At 34.8% G+C, this 16,634-nt stretch carries 17 protein-coding genes; 5 read left to right on the top strand and 12 right to left on the bottom strand.

The window, feature by feature from the left end; genetic code table 11:
- Positions 1-3: 3 nt before the first annotated feature.
- Positions 4-534: a DUF4199 domain-containing protein gene (locus tag ACIGAM_RS04600; protein WP_396510286.1), complete on the bottom strand. Its 531-nt coding sequence runs from the start codon at positions 532-534 to the stop codon at positions 4-6.
- Positions 535-742: 208 nt separating this feature from the next.
- Between ACIGAM_RS04600 and ACIGAM_RS04605 the strand changes: the two genes are divergently transcribed.
- Positions 743-994, top strand: a complete 252-nt coding sequence (locus tag ACIGAM_RS04605; RefSeq protein ID WP_028375723.1) for a type B 50S ribosomal protein L31 — start codon at positions 743-745, stop codon at positions 992-994.
- 195 nt (positions 995-1,189) lie between these two features.
- On the opposite strand, the gene ACIGAM_RS04610 is transcribed toward ACIGAM_RS04605, so the two are convergent.
- The 9 genes from ACIGAM_RS04610 to ACIGAM_RS04650 all read right to left on the bottom strand — a co-directional run bounded on the left by ACIGAM_RS04610 (position 1,190) and on the right by ACIGAM_RS04650 (position 12,014).
- Positions 1,190-1,414, bottom strand: a complete 225-nt coding sequence (locus ACIGAM_RS04610) for a DUF6095 family protein (RefSeq protein ID WP_396510287.1) — start codon at positions 1,412-1,414, stop codon at positions 1,190-1,192.
- Positions 1,414-2,226, bottom strand: a complete 813-nt coding sequence (gene murQ / locus ACIGAM_RS04615) for an N-acetylmuramic acid 6-phosphate etherase (RefSeq protein ID WP_396510288.1) — start codon at positions 2,224-2,226, stop codon at positions 1,414-1,416. The genes ACIGAM_RS04610 and murQ overlap by 1 nt, the downstream gene beginning before the upstream one ends.
- A 48-nt stretch (positions 2,227-2,274) precedes the next feature.
- Positions 2,275-3,084 carry a DUF4249 family protein gene (locus tag ACIGAM_RS04620; RefSeq protein ID WP_396510289.1) on the bottom strand — a complete coding sequence of 270 codons (810 nt, stop codon included), beginning with the start codon at positions 3,082-3,084 and terminating at the stop codon, positions 2,275-2,277.
- Positions 3,084-5,450, bottom strand: a complete 2,367-nt coding sequence (locus ACIGAM_RS04625) for a carboxypeptidase-like regulatory domain-containing protein (protein ID WP_396510290.1) — start codon at positions 5,448-5,450, stop codon at positions 3,084-3,086. The genes ACIGAM_RS04620 and ACIGAM_RS04625 overlap by 1 nt, the downstream gene beginning before the upstream one ends.
- A gap of 170 nt (positions 5,451-5,620) precedes the next feature.
- Positions 5,621-7,846: an NADP-dependent isocitrate dehydrogenase gene (locus tag ACIGAM_RS04630; protein ID WP_396510291.1), complete on the bottom strand. Its 2,226-nt coding sequence runs from the start codon at positions 7,844-7,846 to the stop codon at positions 5,621-5,623.
- 634 nt (positions 7,847-8,480) lie between these two features.
- On the bottom strand, positions 8,481-8,831 hold the full coding sequence (gene rplS / locus ACIGAM_RS04635) for a 50S ribosomal protein L19 (RefSeq protein ID WP_028375717.1): 351 nt from the start codon (positions 8,829-8,831) through the stop codon (positions 8,481-8,483).
- A 133-nt stretch (positions 8,832-8,964) separates the two neighbouring features.
- Positions 8,965-9,642, bottom strand: coding sequence for a tRNA (guanosine(37)-N1)-methyltransferase TrmD (trmD, locus tag ACIGAM_RS04640; RefSeq protein WP_396510292.1), 678 nt, complete (start codon positions 9,640-9,642; stop codon positions 8,965-8,967).
- 54 nt (positions 9,643-9,696) lie between these two features.
- Positions 9,697-10,311, bottom strand: a complete 615-nt coding sequence (locus ACIGAM_RS04645) for a hypothetical protein (RefSeq protein WP_396510293.1) — start codon at positions 10,309-10,311, stop codon at positions 9,697-9,699.
- 305 nt (positions 10,312-10,616) lie between these two features.
- The gene (locus ACIGAM_RS04650; protein ID WP_396510294.1) at positions 10,617-12,014 is read right to left on the bottom strand and encodes a trypsin-like peptidase domain-containing protein; all 1,398 of its coding nucleotides are present in this window, start codon (positions 12,012-12,014) and stop codon (positions 10,617-10,619) included.
- A 133-nt stretch (positions 12,015-12,147) separates the two neighbouring features.
- Here ACIGAM_RS04650 and dapF point away from each other — a divergent pair, with 133 nt between their 5' ends.
- From dapF to ACIGAM_RS04670, 4 genes are all read left to right on the top strand, one after another.
- Positions 12,148-12,924 (top strand): diaminopimelate epimerase, encoded by a 777-nt coding sequence (gene dapF, locus ACIGAM_RS04655; protein ID WP_396510295.1) that lies wholly within the window; start codon positions 12,148-12,150, stop codon positions 12,922-12,924.
- Positions 12,912-13,445, top strand: a complete 534-nt coding sequence (locus ACIGAM_RS04660; RefSeq protein ID WP_396510296.1) for a GNAT family N-acetyltransferase — start codon at positions 12,912-12,914, stop codon at positions 13,443-13,445. The genes dapF and ACIGAM_RS04660 overlap by 13 nt, the downstream gene beginning before the upstream one ends.
- A complete protein-coding gene (gene mltG / locus ACIGAM_RS04665) occupies positions 13,445-14,488 on the top strand; it encodes an endolytic transglycosylase MltG (protein WP_396510298.1) in 1,044 nt (347 codons plus the stop codon). Before ACIGAM_RS04660 ends, mltG begins: the two co-directional genes overlap by 1 nt.
- 231 nt (positions 14,489-14,719) lie before the next feature.
- Entirely contained in the window at positions 14,720-15,382 is a 663-nt protein-coding gene (locus tag ACIGAM_RS04670; RefSeq protein ID WP_396510299.1) for a peptidoglycan-binding protein LysM, read from the top strand.
- 48 nt (positions 15,383-15,430) lie between these two features.
- Here ACIGAM_RS04670 and ACIGAM_RS04675 read toward each other — a convergent pair whose 3' ends face one another.
- Together ACIGAM_RS04675 and ACIGAM_RS04680 are read right to left on the bottom strand one after the other, a co-directional pair.
- The gene (locus tag ACIGAM_RS04675; protein WP_396510300.1) at positions 15,431-16,150 is read right to left on the bottom strand and encodes an SAM-dependent methyltransferase; all 720 of its coding nucleotides are present in this window, start codon (positions 16,148-16,150) and stop codon (positions 15,431-15,433) included.
- Positions 16,151-16,168: 18 nt separating this feature from the next.
- Positions 16,169-16,624, bottom strand: a complete 456-nt coding sequence (locus tag ACIGAM_RS04680; RefSeq protein ID WP_396510301.1) for a low molecular weight protein-tyrosine-phosphatase — start codon at positions 16,622-16,624, stop codon at positions 16,169-16,171.
- Between the last annotated feature and the right edge of the window lie 10 nt (positions 16,625-16,634).

Below are 16,634 nucleotides of genomic sequence, written 5' to 3' on the forward strand. Positions count from 1 at the left end.
GTATTAATCTTGATATGGGTTTTCTGTTTTAAGAATAAGACCGCTTATAAGTGATATGATAAAACCAAAAAAGATTCCGCCAACGATTTGAAAAGAAGATTGTACCCAAGGTCGCGCAAATTGACCAGCCATAGCTAAGCCTTGCTCGATTTGAGCTTCGGTCATATTAGGAGATTGCTCAATCATCGCTTCACGTTGCTTTTCTACAATAAGATCTACAAATCCCGGCTCAATAAACGTTAGAAATATAAAGTTATACAAAGCAGCAATAAGAGCACCGGTAATAGCAATACCTACACCTACTTTAAGTGCTTCTTTAAAGTTCATATAACCGCCATTACCCTTTTTAAAAACCATTTGACCATATACAATCATCCCAATCATAATGGCAAATCCTACAACTGCAGTAACCCAGTTTTGGTCTAATAAACTATTCGTGATATAGAGTATTACGGCTTGTGTAATAGAGAGTACTCCTAGTAGAGTACCGTAGGTTAATGCAACTTTTCCTGTAGTCTGTGGTTGTTCTTTCATCTTAGTTAAGATTTAGTTTGTAAAAGTACGTTTTAGGTATAAATACACCTATATTTTTAGTAATACATAAGTAGAGATAAGGGCTATTATGTTACATTTATTTTCTTTTTTGAATAAAAGTTAAATATAATTGCATTTAGCCTTGTTAGATTATATTTTATTTCTAAATTTGCACCTCAAAATTCAGCAGATTTTAAAGCATTTTACGATGAAAAAAGAGATACATCCAGAAAATTTTAGAGTAGTAGCATTTAAAGACATGTCTAACGATGATGTGTTTTTAACTAAATCTACTGCCAATACAAAAGAAACGATAGAAGTAGAAGGTGAAGTTTACCCATTGGTAAAACTGGAGATTTCAAGATCATCACACCCATTCTACACCGGTAAATCTAAGTTAGTAGATACAGCAGGTCGTATTGATAAGTTCAAGAACAAATACAAGAAATTCGCTAAATAAGCGACTTCAAGAGTATATATAAAAAAGCCTTTGCTAATAGCAAAGGCTTTTTTTATTGTTTAAAAGTGAGCGTTTTTTTCTTAAAATTAAATGTCTATAGCTATAATGAGCTAACTCGTTACCTCATTTTAAAATGCTCGAAAGTTGTATATCTGAATTTTAAAAGCTTAAAAGTTCTTATGAATCTACGGTTATTTATTTCTTACCGAACATAGAATCCATAATTCGGTTTATACCCTTAAACCCAAAGTAGATAGCAAGTATAGCTGCTACACCACCTAAAATCAAAACAGGAATATAGAGTGGGTGCTCCTGATTTTTAAATGCCTGATAAATAAGGCCTGGTCCTAAAAACATGAACAACAGCGACATTGCCATAGTTTGTACTCCTTTTGCTAAAGCTTCTTTGTCTGTTCCCATTACTTTATATAATTAGTTACTGCTGCACGTACAGAGCCATATTTTTTTAATAAATGAGCGGCTTCATTGGTGTCTATGTCTAGCTCAGCTTGTATCATACGTACACCACGATCTACAAGCTTATCATTACTCAATTGCATATCTACCATTTTGTTGCCCTTCACTTTACCTAACTGTATCATAGAGGTCGTAGAAATCATATTAAGTACTAGTTTTTGAGCAGTACCAGCTTTCATTCTACTACTTCCGGTAACAAATTCTGGACCTACAATTACTTCAATAGGGTATTCTGCTTCTAACGAAATAGGACATTTTGCATTACACGTTATACTACCTGTGGGTATATTACGTTCATTACACGCTTTTAATGCGTGCAATACATAAGGCGTTGTGCCTGAAGCTGCAATGCCTATAACAAAATCTTTAGATGTTATATCGTGGTTTTGTAAATCTGACCAACCTTGGGTAGTACTGTCTTCGGCAAATTCAACGGCTTTGCGAATAGCGGCTTCTCCTCCTGCAATTAATCCCACAACTAACTCGTGAGGAACTCCAAATGTAGGCGGGCATTCTGAGGCGTCCACAACTCCTAATCTTCCGCTGGTGCCTGCTCCCATATAAAAAAGTCTCCCACCTGCTTTAAGTTGATCAACTACTTTGCTAACTAATTTTTCAATTTGAGGCATAGCCTTTTCAACGGCAAGAGGTACGGTTTTATCTTCGGTATTAATGGAGGTTAATACTTCAGAAATACTCATTTTTTCTAAATTAGTATACTCAGAGTCTTGTTCTGTAACTTTAGTGAAACTCATTTAAAGTGCTATGATTTAATTTTAGTTTGAAGTCGAAAACATCAAAAGCTATTCTATAATTATCTGATCGCTGAAGCTTTCACCAATAGCAAAATAACCTAGAGGATAATGAGTTTCGTCTGTATCATTAATTATATTCCCTCTTATTTCTGAAGGTGGTGCAGCAAAAGGATTTCCTGATGCAGAACCAGATTGATTGATTACAATACTCATATAATCAAAAAAGGGTTTAGTAATGCCTATAAGCTCAATATCAAGTGTATCTTGCGGTTTTACTTCATCGTAAAAATAAGAAAAAGAAAACTGCTGATTTTTATAAAAAGTATCTTCACTAGTTAAATACTGCCCTTGATCAAGGTCAAAAAGATAATAATTATCTTGATTAGGAGTATCTGTGTAGGTTACGACAACTTCAGTCTCATCGCCGGTAAATAAACTGCCATCTCCTTGTGTTAGCGAATCTAAAGGTACTGAAGCGACAAAGCGCGCTGTAGATCTATAAATCTCATCGTTATAGAAAATTGTAAGTATCATCTCATCATTTGTGATTTGATCTCGGGGAACCATAGCACTATAAAAGCCATTCCCTTCGAGGTTGAGTCTAAAGGTTTCTGAGTTGCTTCTTAAATTAATAACGGCGTCATTAACTGTGGGGATTGTATCCTCAAAAAATCCGGTAGTTAAGGTAAGTCTCAAATAGGCTCTTACAAAATTAGAGTTGGATTGCGGAATACGCATTAACGCATCTACCACCAGTCGCTCTTCCGTTGTTGGTAAATCTACATCTATAGTCTCCTGGCAACCGATTATAAGCACTGTGAAAACTGCAATTGCTGTGTATTTTATGAAGGTGCACATTAGAATTTAAAATTATAAGTTACAGAAGGCAAGATTCCGAAGATTGAAGTTTTGACAGCTTCATTAACTCCGGTATCTTCATTTTGTCTAAAATTAATTGAAGCAGCATTCATACGGTTATACACGTTATAAATACTAAATACCCATTCTCCTTTTACCCTTCGATCTATGTTTTTAGAAGGTGTAAGGGTTGCTGAGATATCTAATCTATTATAAGAAGGGAGCCGTTCTTGATTACGCATACCATAATTTGAAGTAATCAAGCCTTGAAAGCTAGATTGACTTACCGGATAATTTGTAGGTTGCCCGGTTTGAAATACAAAATTAGCATTGAAATTCCATTTTTTACTCGCCTTATAATTTAAATAAGCACTTATATCATGAGTTTTATCGTAAGCCGAAGCATACCAGTTTCCATCATTAATTCCTAATTCGCCGGGTAAACGACCGGGAGTTTGCTGCTCACTGCGAGACAATGTGTATGCTAACCAACCGGTGAAATCACCTTCATTCTTTCGAGCTAAAAACTCTAAACCATAGGCACGGGCCTTACCTACAAGTACTTCGCCTTCAATAGCATCGTTAGCGATGAGCTGGGCACCATTTCTATAATCAAGCCTGTTTTGTACATCTTTATAAAACACCTCACTTTCTATAGAATAGTCGCCATCTGCAAGTTCTTTAAAATAACCTAATGCATATTGATCAAGAAGCTGAGGCTTTAAGTAAGGACCACTTGGAGCGTAGACATCAAGCGGAGTTGGAGAGTTTGTGTTTGAAATTAAATGTAAATACTGAGCCATTCTATTATAACTCGCTTTTATAGAACTCGAGTTATTTAGAGTGTACGATAATGAAGCCCGGGGTTCTAAATTTGTATATGTGGCTAAAGTGCCAGTATTTATATCTATTTCTGAAGGAGTTGCTGGTTGATAAATTTTTAAGTTATCATTGTAAATAAGCGGATTGTCATCTGCATATCTAGAAAAAGAATCCTGTCCCAGTCTTGTAAAATGACTTAATCGTAATCCATATCGCAAGGTTAAATTGCTGGTAATATCTTGCTCTGCCTCAATATATGCCGCAAATTCATTAGCAAATTTATGTGTGAGTTGTGATGGTACTATGCCAGAGTCTGGTCTGTTGGGCTCAATTGTAGCCGGATTAAAGCGGTAATAAATATTATTAATCCCGTAGCTTAATTTTAAATCATTATTTAAATAATGTTGAAAATCATACTTTAAATTAAAATTACGAATACCCGAGTCATATTGGAAGCCTACAAAATCGAGCTCAAGACCGTAATAATAGTCAGAGTAAATAAGTGAAAGATTAGAAAATAACTTGTCTGAGAAAATATGATTCCATCTTAGGTTTATAGTAGCATTACCATAAACATTTACAAAACTTTCATTGACGCTAAAAAGGTCTCTTCCAAAATAGCCCGATAGGTAAAAATTGTTGTTTTCATTTAATTTGTAATTCAGTTTTGCATTTAAGTCGTAGAAATAAGCTTTATTGTCTAAATCAAATAGTGGTAAAAAAAGATGAGCATAGGAGGCTCTACCACCTATTAGAAAAGCAGATTTGTCTTTTACGATAGGACCTTCAACCAGTAATCTACTAGCAATAGCGCCAATACCGCCATTAGCGTGAAACTCTTTACTGTTTCCTTCTTTCTGGTAAATATCAAGTACAGATGATACTCTACCACCATAACGAGCAGGAATACCTCCTTTGTAAAGTTTTAAATCTTTAATCGCATCAGGATTGAATACGGAAAAGAAACCAAACAAATGAGAGGAGTTAAAGATTATAGCTTCGTCTAAAAGTATGAGATTTTGATCTACAGCACCACCTCTCACATTAAAACCACTTGCGCCCTCGCCAGCACTAGTGACACCTGGTAATAGTAGAATAGATTTTATTACATCTGCCTCACCAAAAACAACTGGAATTTGTTTAATGGTAGATGCGGTTAGAGCATTTACACTCATTTGAGGCTTTCTAATGCTTAGTTTTTCAATGTTTTCTTCAATTATTATCTCATCTAAAGTTTCAGTAGCTTCTTCTAAGCTGAAGTTTAACTTTGTATTTTCAGTAAGATTAATTGTATTTGAAACTGAATTAAAACCAATAAAACTTATTTGAATGTTGTGCTCACCTTCGGGTAAGGTGATCGAGTAAAAGCCATATTCATTAGTAACAGCACCTGCATTTAATTGAGGTACTAAAACATTTACACCTATTAATGTTTCATTTGAGGAAGCTGCAGAAATAATACCACTAAGTGTGTGGTTTTTTTGGCTCCAGCCGGCGGAAATTACTCCTAATAACAGGAATAAAATAAAAGAATTCTTGATCAAGTTTTTTTTTCAAAAATAAGAGACTTAGGGCATTAAATCACACGTTTTTTGAGAGAAGGAGTATTTTAATTGAAATAGGCGTAAAATGATGATTAAAAATAAAAAGGGATCAATAAAATACGGGTTTTGAAGTAGCTTCAAAACCCGTTAAATTAATTTATAAGGTGCGATTATGAATTTATAATAGCATTTAAAGTAGCACTTGGTCGCATTGCATTTTCTGACTTTTCTTCATCAGGAAAATAATAGCCACCTAAGTCTACAGGAGATCCTTGTGCTTCTAATAATTCTGAAAGAATCTTAGCTTCATTAGTTTCTAGTTCACTAGCAATTTCTGCAAAATGAACCTTTAACTCAGTATCTTTATCTTGAGCTGCCAGAGCTTGCGCCCAGTAAAGAGCTAAATAAAAGTGGCTACCGCGATTGTCAAGCTCGTTAACGTTACGAGAAGGGGATCTGTTATTGTCTAAGAATTTAATGGTAGCATCGTCTAATGCTTCTGCTAAAACTAATGCTTTTGTATTTCCATTAGCTTCAGCCTCGTGTTCTAACGAAACAGCTAATGCAAGAAATTCTCCCAAAGAATCCCAGCGTAGATGACCTTCTTCAACAAACTGCTGTACGTGTTTAGGAGCAGAACCACCTGCACCGGTTTCAAAAAGCCCACCACCATTCATTAAAGGAACGATAGACAGCATTTTTGCACTGGTACCTACTTCAAGAATTGGGAAAAGGTCTGTATTATAGTCACGTAAAACATTTCCTGTCACAGAAATTGTGTCTTCGCCTGCTTTCATTCTTTTAAGTGTAAAGCGTGTAGCAAGCTCAGGAGACATTATTTGTATATCTAAACCTTCTGTATCGTGATCTTTTAAGTACAGGTTTACCTTAGTTATTAATTCTGCATCATGTGCACGATTCTCATCTAGCCAGAATAAAGTAGGGGTACCTGTTGCGCGGGCTCTGTTCACGGCTAATTTAACCCAGTCTTGAATAGGTGCATCTTTAGTTTGACACATTCTCCAGATATCTCCTGCTTCTACATTATGTTCTAAAAGTACAGTACCTGAGGCGTTGATAACCTGAACATTTCCATCTAATGGGATTTCAAAAGTTTTATCGTGAGAACCATATTCTTCTGCCTTTTGAGCCATCAAACCTATGTTAGGTACTGTACCCATAGTTTTAGGATCAAAAGCACCGTTCTCTTTACAAAAATCTATAGTTTCCTGATAGATACCTGCGTAGCTGCTATCTGGTATAACCGCCTTTGTATCCTGAGATTTACCAGCCGCATTCCACATTTGGCCACTGTTACGTATCATCGCAGGCATTGAGGCGTCAATGATAATATCACTAGGAACGTGAAGATTTGTAATTCCTTTATCAGAATTAACCATTGCAAGATCTGCACGATTTTTAAGTGTTTCAGCAATTGCTTGTTCTATTTCTTGTTGCTTATCTGCAGGTAATTTTTTAATGTCATTTAATAAGACAGCTAATCCATTTTTAGCATCTACACCTATAGATTTTAAATCTTCACCGTATTTTTCAAAAACATCTTTGAAATAAACACGAAGAGCGTGACCAAAAATGATAGGGTCTGAAACCTTCATCATGGTTGCTTTAAGATGTATAGAAAGCAAAATATTTTTTGCCTTTGCGTCATTTATTTGTTCACTTAAAAAAGCTAAAAGTGACCTTTTGCTCATTACAGTAGCATCAATAACTTCGCCTGCCTTGAGTGATAAATTTGCTTTTAAATTTGTTTTTGTTCCGCTTGCGTCAGTATGTATGATATTAACCTCTGTAGCGTCTTCTATAGTAAGTGACTTTTCATTAGATTTAAAATCACCCTCAGACATTATAGCAACATGCGATTTACTGTCGCTGCCCCAAGCACCCATGCTATGTGGGTTTTTCTTAGCATATTCTTTAACTGGTTTAGGAGCACGTCTATCTGAATTACCTTCTCGTAAAACAGGATTCACTGCACTACCTAAGACTTTCGCAAAACGCTGTCTTAAAGCCTTTTGCTCTTCAGTTTTTGCTTCTTCCGGGTAGCTAGGTACTGCAAATCCCTTTGCTTGTAATTCTTTAATAACCTCAGTTAACTGTGGTATAGAAGCGCTAATGTTAGGAAGCTTAATTATGTTAGCGTCTGCACTTTTAGCAAGTTCTCCTAATATGGCTAGAGCGTCTTCTACTTTTTGGTCATCTTTAAGATAATCAGGAAATGTAGCTAATAGTCTAGCAGCTAAAGAGATATCTTTAACTTCTAATTCGATATTTGCAGCTTTGGCAAATTTTCTAATAATAGGTAATAGAGAATGTGTAGCTAAAGCCGGTGCTTCGTCTGTTTTTGTGTATGCTATTGTAGACGTTTTGGTTGACATAGAAATTTTCTTTTTATAAATCTTGGTTTTAGGATTACATCACTAATTAAGAATTAATCCTCTATATAATAGTTAAAAATCTCAAATAGATTTTAATAATTTTTTCGGTCTGCAAATATAGAATTTTATAGCAGATTTTAACACCTAATTTGTTCTTAATGCCACTGATATAGGGAATAAAGATTGTAATCTTGATTGAGTGGTTTTTAATAAAAAAGCTCTATTAAGATTAAATAATCTTAATAGAGCTTCAAATGGCTTGACTTTTTACCGGTGAACCCTTTAAGTTCTTTAGCAAGAATATTAGTACTTGCACCGTAAATCAATACATAGGGATTAATCTTTAAATCCCGATCCTATACATTTATGATTTTTAAATTCTGAACACGTTTTAAGTATTTCATAACTGTATGGGCAACAAATAATACTTTTCAGAATAAATAAAAGTATTACTAACTTTTAAACTTATACTAAGATACTAAAATATTTCGAAATCGATATAGTTTTTAATGTTTATATAATCAACATATTATTAACAAAAGTTTTTAACTTTTGTTAATTTCTCTGATTTTTGTAGAAACTAAAAATGCCTCTATAAATAGAGGCATTTTTTAAAAATATACAGGAGTTAGGTTTATTTTCTAACTTCTTTAATTCTAGCTTTCTTACCAGTAAGACCTCTAAAGTAATAAATACGAGATCTACGTACTTTACCTTGCTTATTGATTTCGATTTTTTGAAGTGCAGGTAAATTGATTGGGAATATACGCTCAACACCTACAGTACCAGACATTTTTCTAATAGTAAAAGTACGGGTTACACCTGTACCACGTACTTGAATAACAACTCCTCTAAAGAACTGTGTACGTTTCTTTTCTCCTTCACGTATTTCATAATACACAGTGATGGTGTCTCCAGCTCCAAATTCTGGGAATTCTTTTTTCTCTACAAATTCGTTTTGTACAAAACTGATTAAATCTTCCATTTTTAAGATTTTTTAAATTTTATAAAAGCAACATTCACGTATATCGCCAGAGGTTATTCTTAACAGGCTGCAAATTTAAGATTAATTTTAAATCTCACAATCTTATAGGTGTATTTTTTTGAAAGTAAAACTATTAGTCTTTCAAAAGGTCTGGTCTGCGCTCAAGAGTATGTTTATAAGCTTGTTCTTCTCTCCATTCTTCTATTTTAGGGGTATTCCCAGAGGTTAAAATATCTGGAACCTTCCATCCTTTATATTCGGCCGGTCGCGTATAAACTGGTGGAGCTAATAAATCATCTTGAAAAGAGTCTGTTAAGGCTGAAGTCTCATTGCCCAATACTCCGGGTATTAACCGTATTACTGCATCGCAAAGAATTAAAGCGCCTAGCTCACCACCACTCAATACATAATCGCCTATTGAAATTTCACGGGTTATAAACTGATCTCGTACACGCTGATCTACGCCCTTATAATGACCACAAAGTATAATTACATTATTAAGCAGTGAGACTTGATTGGCAATACCCTGATTTAGCGTTTCACCATCTGGAGTCATATATATGATCTCATCATAATTGCGGGCCTCTTTTAACGTACTTATGCATTTATCTATAGGTTCTATCATCATAACCATACCGGCACCACCACCAAATTGATAATCATCTATCTGTTTATAGGAACTGTCTGTATAATCACGTAAATTATGAAAATGAACTTCTACAAGGCCTTTTGCAATTGAGCGTTGCATTATAGAAGCTTCAAAAGGACTCTTTAAAAGATCTGGTACTACGGTAATAATATCTATGCGCATAATTTACGGTAGGTCTAAACTTTTAAATTAAAAATAAATAGGATTGAAGAAGTACTAGTTGTTTTTAGTATTTTTTAATGCTTTGTTGCGTTCATCTTGTAGCATTCTACCCATCTTTTGTTCTTTTTCTAATGCCTTTTTACGATACTCATCATACTCTAATTCTGTTTCGTCTAACTTCTTGCGTGCTTCCTGAGTATGCGCATTACTTCCTTTATATTTATATATAAATAGTATTAAACCTAATGCAAGTACTCCTACAATAGCCCACATCATTGTCATATAACCTACTTTACTCATAGGAATACCAAAGAAGAAAATAGAGTCTTTTTCTTCTATAGTGGAAGCTAATGTACTTTTTGTCTCAACTAAAGAATCATTTAATTGACTAACATCAGATTTTTGAGAATCTATGTTTGCCTGAAGGCTTGCAATTTCAGTTTTTAAATTTGAAATACTATCTACGGCATTTTTTTGCAATTTTATAAAATCACCTTTTTTGATGTTTTTATAGTCTTCCCAACTGTTTGAATCATTGTACAAATCTTCAAATTGTTGATTTATTGTATTTATTTTAGGTCCTTGAACTTCAGTGTTTTCAACTTCTTGAGCAGTTAGACCTGAGAATGCAACTAATGCAAGTACTAGACTAAGTCTTAATGTATTCATTTTTGGCTAATCGTTTTTCTGTTTCTGGGAAAACGAGATGCTTTCCTTCTTAGTATGTTTAAAGCGCAAAAATAATCAATTACCTGTGTAAAGACCTATTTGAGTAAAATAAATGAACTAATTAAAAAATGAAATTTTAGAAGGATATGGATAGGAGCTATTTTATTTTAAAGAAAAGATATATTTTCAGTTTTAAAATATTCATCATATATAAGGTATAATCAATGGTTTTTTAGAAGAAAGAATCAAAAAAAAGCTCTTCTTATTAAGAAGAGCTTTTTTAAAACTGAAATCAACTAACGCTATTATTGAAATATAATTTGTTTTCTCTCACCACCTTTACTAACAAAACTAATACTTATAGCCTCGTTAGGTGCCTTATTTGATACTGCACGTTTCACATCATCAATTGTTTTAACAACTTTGTCATCAATGGCGGTAATAACAATACCGCTTAAATCATAGCGCTTTAATTGCTCATTAGTAGCTTGCGTAATTACGACCCCATTTTTAACGCCATATTCTTTAAGTAATTCTGTGGAAGCTTCACGAATTTCAAGCCCTGGTTTTTGAATAACATAGGTTACGTATTTAGTAAGTTTTACCGATGTTGTGAAAAGCTCACCATCTCGTGTATAGGAAACCTCGACCACATCATCAGGGCGTTTTGCTCCTAAATAGCCGGTCAGGTCAGAAGTTTTAGAAATTTTAGTATTATCTACTTTAATAATTATATCGCCTTCCTGTAACCCTGACTCAGCAGCTCCGGTATCAGGATCAACAGCTCCTACGTAGACTCCTTCAGAAGTTTTAAGGTCATACTGGTTTGCGAAATTTGCATTAATACCTATAGGTTTAATTCCAAGAATCCCGCGTTGCACATCACCATACTCCAAAATGTCTTCAACAATCTTACGGGCATTATTTGAAGGTACAGCAAAAGCATAACCTACATAGCTTCCTGTTTGTGAGGTAATAGCGGTGTTAATACCAATTAATTCACCGTTTATATTAACCAAAGCGCCTCCACTGTTACCTGGATTAATTGCAGCATCAGTCTGTAAAAATGATTGTGGATTACCATCTTGTTGATTAAAATCTCGAGCTTTTGCTGAAATAATACCAGCAGTTACTGTACTTGTCAAATTAAAAGGGTTACCTACTGCAAGCGCCCATTCACCTATGCGCACATTGTCAGAATTCCCAAAAGGAAGATAGGGCAACTCACCATCTGCATCTATTTTTATTAAGGCGATATCAGCTTTAGGATCTACACCTATAACTTCAGCCTTATAAGTACGGTTATCATTAAGAGAAACCTCAAGTTCTGTGGCGCCATCAATCACGTGATTATTAGTGACGATATAGCCATCTGCAGATATAATGACACCACTACCGGCACCTACAAGCCCTTTTTTCATCTCGCCACCACCATAAAATAAATCCTGAAGACTACGAGGCTGTCTAGATATTTGCACATTTTTGACATGTACGACGGCATGTACGGTACGATCTGCAGCTTCTGTAAAATCTGCGTTAGTACTAGTTAACGGTGTCCCATTATAAGTAACAGGACTAAATTTTGAAGTAGTTGTAACGCTATTAACGTCATTTTGAATATTGTCTTCAAGGAGTTTATATGCCCCTAAAGTAATGCCACCACCTAAGATGGCCACAAACAGTAAGCTTGCAAATTTTTTCATAATAAGTTTTCTTTTTTATATAACATTATAAGTACGATTGTGTGTATTTGATGTTGCAGTATTTAACTAGTCTTTAACAAGCTCTAGAATTCTTGCTTTGTGTATTTTTGCGGAGCTTATTAAAATACAAGTAATGGCTTTATCATTTTATAAATACCAGGGTACTGGCAACGATTTTGTAATTATTGACAATCGTCAAAATGTATTTTCCAAAAACAATACCAAACTTGTTAAGGAGATGTGTGACCGAAAATTTGGCATAGGTGCAGACGGTTTGATGCTGCTTGAAAAACATGACACGCTAGATTTTACAATGGTTTATTATAATGCAGATGGTAATCCCAGTACTATGTGTGGTAATGGGGGGCGATGTCTTGTAGCATTTGCTAAAGCGATGGGTGTAATAGATAAAACCACCACATTTGAAGCTGTAGATGGTGTACACGAGGCATTTATTAAAGATGAATTAGTACATCTCAAAATGCAGGATGTAGATGCTATTCAAAAATTTGATTCTCATTTTTTTTTAGACACAGGGTCTCCACATCATGTAGCTTGGGTTTCTGATATAGCATCTTATGATGTAAAAAAAGAGGGAGCAGCATTACGCTATAGCGATTTATATGGTAGGGAAGGAAGTAATATTAATTTTGTTGAACAGACAGAAACTGGTTTTAGAATGCGCACCTATGAGCGAGGTGTTGAGGATGAGACATTAAGCTGTGGTACAGGAGCTACTGCAGTAGCTCTTGCAATACACAAGCTAGGTAAGACCATTTCAACGAGCGTGCCATTGCAGGTAGAAGGAGGTGAGCTACAGGTAGATTTTAAACCTACAGCAGAGGGATATACAGATATATTTTTAATAGGCCCTGCTCAACAAGTTTTTGAAGGGTTATGGCCGGTTTAACATTAAAAGGAAGTGTTGTTTATTTAAGGGCTCTAGAGCCAGAAGATCTCGATCTTATTTTTAAGATCGAAAATGATGAGAATATGTGGGAGCTAACTTCTACAATAACTCCCTTCTCCCGTTTTTTACTTAAACAATATCTTAAAAATTCACATCGCGATATTTTTGAAGTCAAGCAACTACGCCTGGTAATTTGTAAAAATGAAACTGATGAGCCCTTGGGGCTAATAGATTTGTTTGAGTATGAGCCTAAGCACCATCGGGCAGGACTCGGAATATTAATTTTTGAAGACAAAGAGCGAAGAAAAGGTTTTGGCGCAGAAGCTTTACAATTAATAATTCAATACAGTTTTAAAAGACTTGAGTTGCATCAGTTATATGCAAATATTTTAGAGACTAATACCGGTAGTATAAGTTTATTTAAAAACCAGGGATTTGAAGAAGTAGGTCTTAAAAAGGACTGGATACGTATTGCCGGTAATTTTGAAAATGAATATTTATATCAATTAATAAAAGAGTAATGTATATAAAACGTATTGTAGCTGCAACAGCAGTAATAGGCCTTATAATCGCAGGTTTCTTTGCCTATACTATTTATGGGAAATTCTTAACACCAAACACTTCTTTTAATAATGAAGAAGCACATGTGTATATTCCTACAAATGCAACTTATCAGGATGTGAGAGCAGAATTAGAGCCTCTTTTAAAAGACAAAGTTTCTTTTGATGAAGTGGCGCAGCGTAAGGGATATATAGGTAATATTAAGGCAGGGCATTTTATTATAAAGCGAGGAAGTAATAATAATGAAATTGTTAACGCTATTCGTAGCGGAAACATCCCCATAAAAATTTCATTTAATAATCAAGAACGATTAGAAAATTTAGCGGGCCGTATTTCCCAGCAATTAGAGGCAGATAGCACTTCTTTAATTGAATCATTTACAGAAACTCAATTTCTTGAAAACAATAAGTTTACTGAGGAGACGGCTTTAAGTATGTATTTACCTAATACATATGAGTTTTACTGGAATACTAGTGCCGAGGAGTATCGCGATAGAATGTTAAAAGAATACACACGATTCTGGACAGAAGAACGTCTTAAAAAAGCAGAAGAACAAGGGTTGACTCCGGTTGAGGTATATACATTAGCCTCAATAGTTCAAAAAGAAACTGCAAAGAACGATGAGCGACCTCGCGTTGCAGGCGTGTATTTAAACCGCTTGCACAATAACTGGACGCTAGATGCAGACCCTACAGTTATTTATGCAGTAAAGAAACAATCAAAGAATTTTGATCAAGTAATTAAGCGTGTTTTATATAAAGATTTAGAAACAGTATCCCCTTACAATACTTATAAATATTCAGGTTTACCTCCGGGACCTATATTTATGCCAGACCTTTCTGCAATTAATGCAGTTTTAAATCCTGAAAATCACGAATACTATTTCTTTGTTGCGAACGTTTCTAAACCTGGCTATCATTTGTTTGCAAAAACGATAGCTCAGCATAATGCAAATAGAAAGCAATATATAGACTGGATTAATAATCAAGGAATTAACAGATAATTGAAAAACGTTAAATGTTTGACGTTTGTGCAATAGATTAGCATTAATTTGTTAAAAATACCAAGATTATCATTTGAAATTAAGGGAAAGCAACGAATAATCACGAAAACTTTAAATTTATAAAAACCTTAACCAATTCATTATCAGTAACTTAATTACAAGTTGTATATTTGCCGAGTAATATAGACAGGTATATTAGTAGCGTTTGACTACCGGTCTGAAAAATTATTTATGACAAGAAACATAGTAAAATTAGCAGCGCTCCCTTCTGTATTTGGTCTTGTAGCACTAAGTATGTCTATAAAAGATACAGAAATGCCTCTCGACAACTCAACTGATGGATTAGAACTTTTTTATACTGTTCCTCAGGCAGACGAGTTAGATTCTTCTACTATTTTTGATGAGACAAAAAATTCAAGTTTAGCGACCACCGGTAAGTCATTCACCGGTTTTAAAGAAGCCTTAGGGTTTAAAGAGTCACAAAATGATTACAAACGTATAAATCAGTTTGGATATTTAGGAAAATATCAATTTGGTAGAAGTACGTTACTTTTATTAGGTATTTCTGATACCGAAGAGTTTTTAGAAAATCCTGTTTTACAAGAAAAAGCTTTTGTTGCCAATGCCTCTCGAAACAAATGGGTGCTTCGGAAAGATATTAAGCGTTTTACAGGCAAAACTATGAATGGTATTACTATTACTGAATCGGGTATTTTGGCTGCTGCGCATTTAGCAGGACCTGGTAGTGTTAAAAACTATCTTCGCTCTGGTGGAGTAGAGGGTTTTAGAGATGCTTTCGGAACTTCTGTTCACAGTTACCTTAAAAAATTTGGAGGCTACGATGTCTCTTTTATTGAAGCTGATAAAAATTCTAAGGTAAATTTGCAGAGTTAAATTTACAAATGATTAAAAATTAAAAACGACCTGTTAGGGTCGTTTTTTTTATGCTTGAATTATAAATAATGCCGGTCTCTTGTGTATATCGGGTTGCTTAGTTTTCCAAATAGAAATAGGCTTGGTCACAATAAATTCTGAAGCTAATGTAATGTCACAAGCAATACAAAGCCGGGTGGCAGGATTTAAAGTGTTGCAGAGCTCTTCTATAAGTTTATTGTTTCTATAGGGCGTTTCTATAAAAAGTTGAGATTGCCCGTGGTCTCTAGATATATTTTCTAAACGTTTTAATTCTTGACGCTTCTCTTTTTGATCTATTGGTAAATAGCCATTAAATGCAAAGTTTTGACCATTCATACCACTGCTCATCATTGCCATCAAAATAGAGGAGGGGCCAACTAAAGGAACAACCTGTATCCCTTTTTCGTGTGCTAAGCGTACTACTTCTGCACCGGGATCTGCAATACCCGGTACTCCTGCTTCAGACATGAGGCCAACAGATCTACCTGATAAACATGAATCTAGATATGCAGGAATCTCGCTATTATCTATATGTTTATTTAAAGGGTGTAAAATAAGACTGGGCTGCGATTTATCACGGCACAGTTGTTTTATAAATCTACGAGCAGTTTTTTCATTTTCAACTATAAATTCATCAAGATCATATACAATTCTCTGAACCATACCAGGCATAACCTCTAGCGGTGCGGTATCACCCAATGTAGTAGGTATTAAGTAGAGTTTGCCTAATTGAGAATTAATATGCATAGCTGTAGATTATAGTGTTTACTTAAGACGTTCTGCTAGTTTAGTAATAGCTTCATCAAGCATTTCGTAGACATTATCAAAGCCTCTTAAACTATCATTATAAGGATCTGGGACATCAACTTTCTCTCCTGGGAAAAGCTCATCTAAAATAAGACTAACTTTTGCTTTATCTTCTTCAGTACGTGCTTGATCTATTACATCCTCATAGTTGTAAGTGTCCATTACAAAAATGTGGTCATATACATCAAAAAATGCAGGTTTGAACTGCATACCGCGTTGATCTGTAATATCTATACCGTTTTTTTGTGCTACAGAGATGCTTCTGGAGTCTGGCAAGCTTCCTATATGCCAGGAACCTGTACCGGCAGAGTCAACTTCAAATTTATTAGGGTCTAGCTTAGATTTTAGTAAACCTTCGGCAAGTGGAGATCTGCAAATATTACCTAAACAGACCATTAGAATGCGTGTCTTCATCTCACGTATT

Origin of the sequence: Leeuwenhoekiella sp. NPDC079379, assembly GCF_044542075.1 — a bacterium.
Lineage (GTDB): Bacteria > Bacteroidota > Bacteroidia > Flavobacteriales > Flavobacteriaceae > Leeuwenhoekiella.